Annotated in this window: 9 protein-coding genes; 2 read left to right on the top strand and 7 right to left on the bottom strand. The window is 66.5% G+C overall.

Annotated elements, in window-relative coordinates:
• A partial coding sequence (locus tag AB4Y84_RS05560) for a glycoside hydrolase family 99-like domain-containing protein (protein ID WP_442245019.1) occupies window positions 1-1,896 on the bottom strand: 1,896 nt, incomplete at its 3' end.
• A gap of 118 nt (window positions 1,897-2,014) precedes the next feature.
• On the opposite strand from AB4Y84_RS05560, the gene AB4Y84_RS05555 reads away from it, so the two are divergent.
• Complete coding sequence (locus AB4Y84_RS05555; RefSeq protein ID WP_442245018.1) at window positions 2,015-2,602, top strand: alpha-ketoglutarate-dependent dioxygenase AlkB family protein; 588 nt, start codon at window positions 2,015-2,017, stop codon at window positions 2,600-2,602.
• 20 nt (window positions 2,603-2,622) lie between these two features.
• Here the strand turns inward: AB4Y84_RS05555 and AB4Y84_RS05550 are convergent, their stop codons facing one another.
• From AB4Y84_RS05550 to AB4Y84_RS05535, 4 genes are read right to left on the bottom strand one after another with little or no spacing between them, the layout of a single operon-like run.
• Window positions 2,623-3,264 (bottom strand): ABC-type transport auxiliary lipoprotein family protein, encoded by a 642-nt coding sequence (locus tag AB4Y84_RS05550; protein WP_428704004.1) that lies wholly within the window; start codon window positions 3,262-3,264, stop codon window positions 2,623-2,625.
• A complete protein-coding gene (locus AB4Y84_RS05545; protein WP_100551507.1) occupies window positions 3,261-4,187 on the bottom strand; it encodes an MlaD family protein in 927 nt (308 codons plus the stop codon). Before AB4Y84_RS05545 ends, AB4Y84_RS05550 begins: the two co-directional genes overlap by 4 nt.
• Window positions 4,188-4,190: 3 nt before the next feature.
• Window positions 4,191-5,018 (bottom strand): ABC transporter ATP-binding protein, encoded by an 828-nt coding sequence (locus tag AB4Y84_RS05540; protein WP_053442492.1) that lies wholly within the window; start codon window positions 5,016-5,018, stop codon window positions 4,191-4,193.
• A 1-nt stretch (window position 5,019) separates the two neighbouring features.
• The gene (locus AB4Y84_RS05535; RefSeq protein WP_176429855.1) at window positions 5,020-6,141 is read right to left on the bottom strand and encodes an MlaE family ABC transporter permease; all 1,122 of its coding nucleotides are present in this window, start codon (window positions 6,139-6,141) and stop codon (window positions 5,020-5,022) included.
• Window positions 6,142-6,233: 92 nt separating this feature from the next.
• Here AB4Y84_RS05535 and AB4Y84_RS05530 point away from each other — a divergent pair, with 92 nt between their 5' ends.
• Window positions 6,234-7,493 carry a threonine/serine ThrE exporter family protein gene (locus AB4Y84_RS05530; protein WP_025878492.1) on the top strand — a complete coding sequence of 420 codons (1,260 nt, stop codon included), beginning with the start codon at window positions 6,234-6,236 and terminating at the stop codon, window positions 7,491-7,493.
• Window positions 7,494-7,572: 79 nt separating this feature from the next.
• Here the strand turns inward: AB4Y84_RS05530 and AB4Y84_RS05525 are convergent, their stop codons facing one another.
• Both AB4Y84_RS05525 and AB4Y84_RS05520 read right to left on the bottom strand, forming a co-directional pair.
• Window positions 7,573-7,956, bottom strand: coding sequence for an H-NS histone family protein (locus AB4Y84_RS05525; protein WP_089238647.1), 384 nt, complete (start codon window positions 7,954-7,956; stop codon window positions 7,573-7,575).
• 221 nt (window positions 7,957-8,177) lie between these two features.
• Entirely contained in the window at window positions 8,178-9,881 is a 1,704-nt protein-coding gene (locus AB4Y84_RS05520) for a proline--tRNA ligase (RefSeq protein ID WP_442245017.1), read from the bottom strand.
• Window positions 9,882-10,003: the final 122 nt, after the last annotated feature.

Here is a 10,003-nt window from a genome sequence, read left to right as displayed (position 1 = left end):
GTGCTGGTCCTGCGCTGCCGCGATAACGTAGCCTGCGTTGATCACGATGTCCGGCAGCAGCTGGGCAAGCGCTCCGGACGCATCCATTGCGTTGAGTTCGCTGGGATGGAGATGCGCATCCAACAGAGGTCTGAGGGCTTCTGTTCGCAGCCAGGCAGCGCGGACGATTCGTGGCATCGGGCGCTGAGCCAGTCCCAGGCGGGTCGCCCAGCGAAGATGGCTGCTGCAGACATCGGTGCCTTCCGGCGCGGCTATTGGCATCATCCCCAGCGACGGCCGTTGCGTGAATTCCTCAAGCACCTTTTTTATCGCGCCCGCTGTCGGTATGTGCTGCGGGACGGTGTTCCCGCGCATGTCCAGCCAGCATGCCAGCAGAGCGCCCTCCGAGGAATGCTCCTGCAGTAGTTGAAGCAGGCTGGTCAGCGCATTGCCGGCATGGCCGATGACCTCGGCCGGTGCGTTCTGCGGGCGCAGGGCGGCAGGCACGAACAAGCGATACTGCACCCCGAGGTCGCCCGCAGCAGTGAGCACCGCGGCGATCGCATCGGGATCGTCAAGCAGGACCATCAAGCAGGCACGCGCCTGACCTGGCGGTGGGGCCGGGGACAAGGCCTCGCGCGTCGCCTGCAGCCATGCATGCCCCAGCCGCGCGTCTGGCTCGAGCACCGCCCCCTCGGCCCATTCGTTCCAGGCGTTGATGAAGACCAGGCGTTGCTCTGCCGGTACTGCCGACAGCCGCTGATGCACTGTGGTGCGCAGCCAGTCGCGGTAGCCGCGCGGCGAGGCATGCAGGTACACCCGGCCGCGGCCGGAGCGACGCGCTTCGTTGTCCCAGCCAGGGTTCACGCCGGGATACAACGGATAGTCCGGCAACGGGCGCGTACTGATCTCGGCAGCGAGTTCACGCCAGTCGCGGACATCACCATTGAAATCGGGATTGAGCAGCCACTGCCGCGCCGACAGCGAGGAAGGGTTGCTCATGTTCGGAGGGAACTCGACTGCTGCGTCGAATCCGATGTCACGTGGGTCAGGCCGTTCAAAGCCTTGAACGTAGGCCAGATGGATCTCGCCCACGCCATTGTCGCGACACCAGCGGCGCCAACGGTCGGCGGTGGCACGTGCATCGGGCAGCAGATGGGGGCGGTAGACCAGCAGCATCGGCAGGCCATCGACCTTCAACGCGCGCCGGTCGCGCAGATAGGGCGCGATGTGGGCGATGAAGGCCAGATCGTCTTCGGCGCTGTGCTGCTGGCCGATCAGGATGTCATCGTCGCGCCCGTCCCAGCGCCGCGCCCAGTTCTCGTTGGCCCAGCACAGGCAGAACGGCAGGTCGATGCTGTCGTCGTCAAGCCACTGGCGCAGCGGGTCTTCCATCAGCGTGCGGCCGCTGAACCAGTAGTAGTAGAAGCAGAACGCGCCGATGCCATACTCCGCAGCCAAACGCGCCTGGTCACGCATCACTTGCGGATTGCGCAGGTCGTAGAAGCCGAGGTCGGCAGGCAGGCGTGGCTGCACATGGCCTTCGAACTGCGGCAGGGCACGGGTGACATTGCGCCATTCTGTAAAGCCCTTGCCCCACCAGGCATCGTTCTCCGGGAACGTGTGGAACTGCGGCAGGTAGAACGCCACCAGGGTAGCGGGCAGTGGCGAGGGCAGGATGCCTTCGCGCCAGGGGACGTGGCCGATCGCTGGCTCGTCGGCGCGCCACCGCAATTGGGCACTGGGGCGCGGTCCGCTGGCGTCCTGCTGTCCTTTCGGCGGCGGCGGCACCCAGTCGCCATGACGGGCCAGCCAGCGCGTGCGCAGACGGTCGCGCTGCCCTTCCGACAGCGGCAGCGCCCGAAAAGCTGCACGCAGCAGCGGGAACAGCACCTGACGCAAGCGGGTGTTGGTCATCGGACGCGTTCCGGTAAGGGGGAACGGAAACTCGGCATCACATTGAGAGCATCGGTCATGCCCCCATTTTCGGGGTTGGCGGCCACGGCGGCAAACATGGCCGTGCTAGCGTTGGTCGATGCTGTTCCCGACCGACATTCCCGACGCTGACGTCCGCCATTTGCCAGGCTGGTTGCCTGGTGGGCAGGCTGATGCCCTGCAGCAGGCGCTGCAAGCCGAAATCCCGTGGGAAACCCACCGCATCCGCATGTTCGGCAACTGGGTGGATTCACCGCGGTTGAGCTGCTGGATCGGTGATCCGCAGGCGCGTTACCGCTATTCAGGCGCCGAGTTCATCCCGCATCCATGGCCGCCGATGCTGCAGGCACTGCGCATGCGCCTGCAGGAACAGGGCTCGGGCGAGTTCAACAGCGTACTGCTCAACCGCTATCGCGGCGGCACCGACTACATGGGCTGGCACAGCGATGACGAGCCCGAGCTGGGGCCGGCCCCGCTGATTGCGTCGTTGAGCCTTGGGGCGGCGCGACGGTTTCTGYTGCGCCGACGGGACGATCCGGCACGCAAGGCCGAATTTCTGCTGGCTCATGGCGACCTGCTGCTGATGGGCGGCGCTACCCAGCGCCACTACCAGCACGCGCTGCCGAAGATGGCGCGGGTGCAGGGTGAGCGCATCAACCTGACGTTCCGCTGGATCCATCCGCGTTGACCGGGCTTCGCCGGGCAACCTCAGCGCTGCAGCGCCTGCTTGTCATTCTGCCCGCTGGTCAGCGTCCAGCCCACTACGTCCTGGGCCACCTGCTGCAGGCCACGCTCGAAGGCGGCGGCTACGGCCGACACGTCGGTGCTGCCCACCGGCTGCAGCTGGCGGAAGGTACGGTCGGCGACCACTCGCTGGCTGGTCACGTCGATCAGCTTGGCGTTTATCTCGATGACGACCGTCGGCGTGGGCTGGCCCTGGTAGTCCGATTCGAAGCGACGGACGTCGGTGGACAGCTTGTAGTCGGCGCGGATGCCGGCGGCGACGCGGGCCACGCCGTGGATGCGGCCGGAATCCTCGAAGCCGCGCAGCAGGGTGTCCTCGATCATGTCGGTGGCCGGCTGCGCCCAGCTGGCGCCCTTGTAGATCTCCAGCTCAGACGGCGTCGGCCGCACGTTGATGCGGGGGCTGTCGACCATGCGCGCGGCGCTGGGCTTGGCCAGCACCAGTTGCCAGTCGGCTTGCGGCCAGCTGGGGTCGACCTTGACCTGCACAGCCGGCGAATAGAGGGTGACGGGATTCTTGTCGCCGCTGCCGAGGATCGAGCAGCCACCCAGCAGGGTGGCCAGCGACGCGGCCAGCAGCAGGCGCGGAAGGGTGGTCGGGCTCATTTGGGTTCGAACTCCTTCGGGGCGTCGCGGCCGAGCAGGTAGCGCGCGGGATTGTTCTCGAGGCGGTCGCTGACCCGGCGCAGGTCGCGGATCAGACCACGCAGTTCACCCAGGGTCGGGCCGAGCTGGCCCAGGCCGTCATTGGCGAAGCTGTTGATGGCGGCGCGGTTCTCGCCAAGGATCGAATCGGCATTGCCGGCGGCCGAATCAAGTTTGGCCAGGGTGGCGTCGAGCTTGTCGATGATGCCCGGCAGCTGCTGCACCAGGTTCTTGTCCAGGCGCTCGATGGTGCCGTTGGTGGTCTTCAGGGTGGTGTCCAGGCTGCGCGCGGCATCGCGCGCGCTGAGCAGCAGTGACTGCGTGCCCTGGTCGCGGTCGGCCAGGCCGCCACTGATCGTTTCCAGGTTGGCCAGGGTGGCGTTGATCGAGGCGACGTTGCGGTCGCTGAGGATCTGGTCCATGCGCTCGACGATGCGGTTGGCCACGTCGGTGATGTTCTGCAGCGCCGACGGCGTGGTCGGGATGATCGGTGCCGGGTCCTTGTTGACCGTGGTCAGTGCCGGCGACTGCGGCGTGCCGCCGCTGAGCTGGATGATCGACGGACCGGTCAGGCTGGTGATCGCCAGCTTGGCGCGGGTATCGGTCTTGACCGGCGTGGTCGAGTTCAGGCGGATGCGCGCGACCACCTGGCGCGGATCGTCCGGCACCAGGTTCAGTTCGGTGATCGAGCCCACCGCGATGCCGTTGTACTGCACCGGGCTGCCGACCGACAGGCCGGTCACCGCTTCGCGGAACACCACCCGGTATTCCTGCCAGGTACGGTCGGAGGAGTACTTGGCGGCCCACAGGCCGAAGGCCAGCAGGGCCAGGCCGGTGATCAGGGTGAACGCGCCGATCAGCACGTAGTTGGCTTTCGTTTCCATGGCTCAGGCACTCTCGATCTGTTCGCCACGCGCGGCGCGCGCGCGGGGTCCGTGGAAGTATTCCTGGATCCACGGATGATCCAGTCTCTCGATTTCCGGCAGCGGCGCATTGGCCACCACCTTGCGGTCGGCGATGACCGCCACCCGGTCGCAGATGGCATACAGCGTGTCCAGGTCGTGGGTGATCAGGAACACGGTCAGCCCCAGCGCTTCCTGCAGGGTCTTGATCAGCCGGTCGAACGCGGCCGCACCGATCGGGTCCAGCCCGGCGGTGGGTTCATCCAGGAACAGCAGCGGCGGATCCAGCGCCAGCGCACGTGCCAGGCCGGCGCGCTTGCGCATGCCGCCAGACAGCTGCGAGGGCAGCTTGTTGATCGCATCGGCGGGCAGGCCGGCCAGTTTCACCTTCAGCAGGGCCAGCTCGTAGTGCCAGCGCTCGGGCAGTTCGCGGTGGTGTTCCTTCAGCGGCACCTGCACGTTCTCGCCCACGGTCAGCGACGAGAACAGGGCGCCGTCCTGGAACAGCACGCCGGTATTGCGTTCGATGTGCAGGCGGCTCTCGGCGTCATCGGCGCGCGCGTCGCGGCCGAGCACTTCGATCTGCCCTTCATCCGGCACGCGCAGTCCGAGGATCGAGCGCATCAGCACCGATTTGCCGGTGCCCGAACCGCCCACCACGCCAAGGATCTCGCCACGGCGCACGTCCAGGTCCAGCCCTTCATGCACGGTCTGGCTGCCAAAGCGGTTGACCAGCCCGCGCACGCGGATGGCCAGGTCGTGGCCGTCGTCGTCCTGCATGGGCACTTCTTCGGGGATCGGATGCGTGCTCATGTCACCAGTCCATGTGCATGAACCACAACGCCGCGAAGGCGTCGATGATGATCACCAGCGAGATCGTCTGCACCACGCTGGAGGTGGTGCGCTCGCCGACCGACTGTGCGGTGCCTTCCACCTTCAGGCCTTCCAGGCAACCGATCAGGCCGATCACCAGCGCAAATACCGGCGCCTTGGACAGGCCCACCAGCATGTGCCGCACTTCCATCGTGTCGTGCATGCGCGCGATGTACATCTGCGGCGGAATGTCGAGGTCGAACGCGCCGACGGTGATGCCGCCAGCCAGGCCGGCGACCATCGCGATGAAGGTCAGCAGCGGGAGCGTCACCAGCAGCGCGACCAGGCGCGGCAGCACCAGCAGGTCGATGGGGTCGAGCCCCAGGGTACGCATCGCATCGATTTCCTCGCGTGCCTTCATTGCACCGATCTGCGCGGTGAAGGCACTGGCGGTACGGCCGGCCAGCACGATCGCGGTCAGCAGCACGGCGAATTCGCGCAGGAAGGCGATGTTGACCAGCTCGACCACGAAGATCTCCGCGCCGAAATCGCGCAGGATGGTCGAGCCGAGGAAGGCGATCACCGCACCGACCAGATAGGACAGCAGTGCCACCAGCGGTACTGCGTCCAGCCCGACCTGCTCCATTTGATGGACGGTCGCGGTCAGGCGGAAACGTCGGGGTTCCTTGACCAGGCGTGCGGCCTTGACCAGGTTCTCACCGAGGAAGCTGCACAGCGCCTTGATGTTGTGGCCCGTGGCGTGGACGCTGACGCCCAGCCGCTCCAGCGCCGCCAGCACGCCGAAGTCGCGCTTCGGCTTCGGACGGTCGTCGGCCACTTCTTCGATGGTGCACACCAGCGCCTGGTGGTCCGGGCGGAACTGCAGCGCGTGCTCGCCGAGATCGGCACGATGGGCGACGCGCAGCACCTGCAGCACGCCGGCCGAGTCGAGCAGCTCGATGCCGGTGGCGTCGATGCCGGTCAGCGTGTCCGGAACGCCACGCAGCACTTCGGCCGCGGCCAGCGCGGTCTTCAGGGTCCAGTGGCCGGACAGCCGGATCAGTCCCGGATCCTGAGCGTCCTGTTCGAGCTGGGGGGCGTGGGTCGGGGTCATGGGGGCCATTCGGGTCGCAGCATAACCGTTCTGAATTGCACGTCGCGTCGAACCAGGATGAATTTCTCCAGCAGAGCCTGACGTAGGTAATACTACGGCGCATGTCCGCAGACGCTCACACGATCCCCACGCCCCAGGCCACCTACGCGCAGCGCGTGGCCTTCGTTTCCGAGATCGCCGGCCGCCTGCACAGCTACGGCACAACGGCCCAGCGCCTGGAAGCGGCGGTGGTTGCATTGGCCCGGCAGCTTGATCTGGATTGTGAACCGTGGTCGAACCCCACCGGCATCATCCTCAGTTTCAGCGATCCGGCGCAGGCCATCGGCTCCAGTGACATCACCCGGGTGATCCGCTTGGCGCCCGGCGAGAACGACCTGCACAAGCTCAGCGTGGCTGACGGGATCGCCGAAGAAGTGGCCAATGGCCGCATGAGCATTGCCCAGGGCCACACCGCGCTGCGCCAGCTGGACAAGGATCCGGGCCGGCGCGGCAAGCTGCGCACCATCCTGTCCTTCACCCTCGGTGCGGCCGGCGTGGCGGGCATGTGGAAGCTGCCGTGGCTGGACATCGCCACCGCCGGCGTCATCGGCCTGTTGATCGGCCTGCTCGGCATGGTCACCGACAAGCGCCCGGCCAGCCGGGAAGCGGCCGAAGCACTGGCGGCGCTGCTGGCCGGCCTGGTTGCTACCGTGGTTGCCACGTTCGTGGGTGCCCTGAATCTCAACACGGTGATCATCGCCTCGCTGGTGGTGCTGCTGCCGGGCATGTCACTGACCAATGCGGTCAATGAACTGGCCAGCCAGCACTGGGTGTCCGGCACCGCGCGCTTTGCCGGCGCGTTGACCACGATCATGAAGCTCAGTGTCGGCGCGATGATCGCGGTGACCCTGGCCGATGTGCTGGGGCTGGACCCGATGATCCGTGCCTCGCGGCCACAGGGGCCGTGGGTGGAGTGGGGCTCGCTGCTGACGGCGGCGTTCGCCTTCGCGATGTTGTTCAAGGCCAACCGCCGCGACTATCCGTGGGTGATCGCCGCCTCGGTGGCCGGCTACGCGATCTCCAAGTTTGGTGGTCATGCCTGGGGGACGCCGGCCGGCATCTTCCTGTCGGCGATGCTGCTGACCGCCGGCGGCAACCTGTTCGGACGCGTGGTCGGCCGTCCCGGCGCGATCATCCGCCTGCCGGGCATCATCATGATGGTGCCTGGCAGCACCAGCCTGCGGGGCGTGCTGACCCTGGTCCAGCAACAGGACGTGGGCGCCGGCCAGAGCGTGTTCCTGACCGTGTTGAACGTGGTGATGGCGCTGGTCGCCGGCCTGCTGTTCGGCAACCTGCTGATGCCGGCGCGCAAGACCCTGTAGGTGTGGACCGTTGGTCCACACACCTTGAATGAAAAACGCCGGCTTTCGCCGGCGTTTTTCATTCCTGCTGCAGCCGGCCTCAGGCCTTCTTGATCAGGAAATCTTCCGGCTTCTTGCTGCCCTTGGCGGTCAGCTCGGCCATCCAGCGCGGCTGCTTGCCACGACCGGTCCAGGTTTCCTTCGGGTTGGCCGGGTTGCGGTACTTCGGCGCAACCTTGCCCAGCTTGCGGCCGGCGGTCTTGGACGGGGCCTTGGTGGCCTTGGCGACCTTGCGCGCACGCGGTGCGGGTTCACCACCGAACAGTTCCTCGATGGTGTAACCCTCGGTCTTGGCCAGCTTGCTCAGCTGGGCACGCACCTTGGTGATCGGGCGACGCTTGGCGACGATGGTCTGCTGCTTCTTGGCTGTGCGGATCAATGCGCCCAGCTCACGTGCCGACAGGCCGGTCAGGTCGATGCTCATCAACGATTACTCCAGAAACTAATTTAGGGACAGGGACGAGCCGGTCCGTGGCGTCGCGGGACAGAGTAATGAGGAATTAATCCCAGCACAAACAGTTGAGGTCACCGTCTGTCGGCTGGCTGGCCCGGTTGCGACCATTTTGACCGGATTATGTCCGCTGCGATTTTCCGGGGGCGGCCATCCGGCAAAAAAAGACCGGGGTATACCCCGGTCTTTTCCGATCAACCCTGCAGGCGCTGCAGCAGGGCGGCCTTGTCCAGGCTCTCCGCTTCGGCCGCGCGGCGCGAGCGGTACTCGAAGGTACCTGCGGCCAGGCCGCGCTCGCTGACCACCACCCGGTGCGGGATGCCGATCAGTTCCATGTCGGCGAACATCGCGCCCGGGCGCAGGCCGCGGTCGTCGAGTGCGGCATCCAGACCGGCGTCGCGCAGCTCCTGCAGCAGACCTGCAGCGGCATCGGCCACGCCCGCGTCGCCCTTCGGATTGATCACGCAGACCACCACCTGCCACGGCGCCATGGCGTCGGGCCAGATGATGCCGGCGTCATCGTGGTTCTGCTCGATGGCTGCGGCGACCACACGCGAAATGCCGATGCCGTAGCAGCCCATCGTCATCACCGCAGCCTTGCCATTCTCGTCCAGCACGGTGGCATCGAGCGCCTTGGCATAGGTGCGGCCCAGCTGGAACACGTGGCCGACTTCGATGCCACGGGCGATTTTCAGTTCGCCGCCATCCAGCGCGCGGTCACCGGCGCGCACGTTACGGATATCGGCCACTTCCGGTTCGGCCAGGTCGCGGCCCCAGTTGACGCCGGCCAGATGGAAACCGGCCTCATTGGCACCGACGACGAAGTCGGACATCGCCGCCACTTCGCGATCGGCGACCACGCGGATCGGCTTGGCCGGTGCAACCGGACCGAGGAAGCCCGGCACGCTGCCGAGGTATTCGGCGATCTCCGCTTCGCTGGCAAAACGCTGCTCGTCCAGGCCAGCAACCTTGCCCAGTTTGATTTCGTTGACCTCGTGGTCGCCACGCACCAGCACCAGCACGAACTGCTGTGCCTTGCCTTCACCGGCAATCAGCGCCACCGACTTCACCGTGCGCTGCAGGTCGATGCCAAGCAGCGCGGCGACGTCTTCGCAGGTCTTCTGGACCGGGGTCTCGACCTTGCGCAGTGCCTCGCTGGCCGCAGCGCGCGCAGCCGGATCGGCGGCAATGGCCGCTTCCATGTTGGCGGCGTAGTCCGAACCGGTAGAGAACACCAGCGCGTCTTCACCGGAGTCGGCGATCACGTGGAATTCCTGCGAGGCGTCACCGCCGATCGCGCCGGAATCGGCCTGCACCATGCGGAAGTCCAGCCCCAGCCGGGTGAAGATGCGGCTGTAGGCCACCTTCATGTTTTCGTACTCACGCACGAGGTCTTCGTCGTGCAGGTGGAACGAGTAGGCGTCCTTCATCAGGAATTCGCGCGCGCGCATCACGCCGAAGCGCGGACGGATCTCGTCGCGGAACTTGGTCTGGATCTGGTAGAAGTTGACCGGCAGCTGCTTGTAGCTGGACAGTTCGCTGCGCGCGAAATCGCAGGCCGCTTCCTCGGCGGTGGGGCTGTAGCAGAAGGTCTGTTCCTTGCGGTCCTTGATCTTCAGCAGCTGCGGGCCGAATTTCTGCCAGCGGCCGGTCTGCTCCCACAGTTCCTTCGGCTGGATGGTCGGGATCTGGAATTCCACGGCACCGGCGCGGTCCATTTCCTCGCGGACGATGCGTTCGACCTTGCGCAGCACGCGCAGGCCCAGCGGCGACCAGGTGTACAGGCCGGACGCGAGCTTGCGGATCATGCCCGCGCGCAGCATCAGCCGGTGGCTGGTCAGCTCGGCGTCGCTGGGGGTTTCCTTGGTGGTGTGCAGGTGGAACTGGGAGAGGCGCATCGTCGGCTTCGGATTACGGCAGAGATACCTATTCTGCCAGCCCGGCCGGGGGAGGGGTATCGGCCGGGCTGTGCCCGGCACCCGCAGAGGCAACGGCCGGAGCAACGGCAACGGCAACAGCG

Origin of the sequence: Stenotrophomonas sp. 2YAF22 (assembly GCF_052114665.1) — a bacterium.
Lineage (GTDB): Bacteria > Pseudomonadota > Gammaproteobacteria > Xanthomonadales > Xanthomonadaceae > Stenotrophomonas > Stenotrophomonas indicatrix.
The sequence above is the reverse complement of the archived record's forward strand: the minus strand, read 5'-3'. Positions and strand labels throughout refer to the sequence as shown.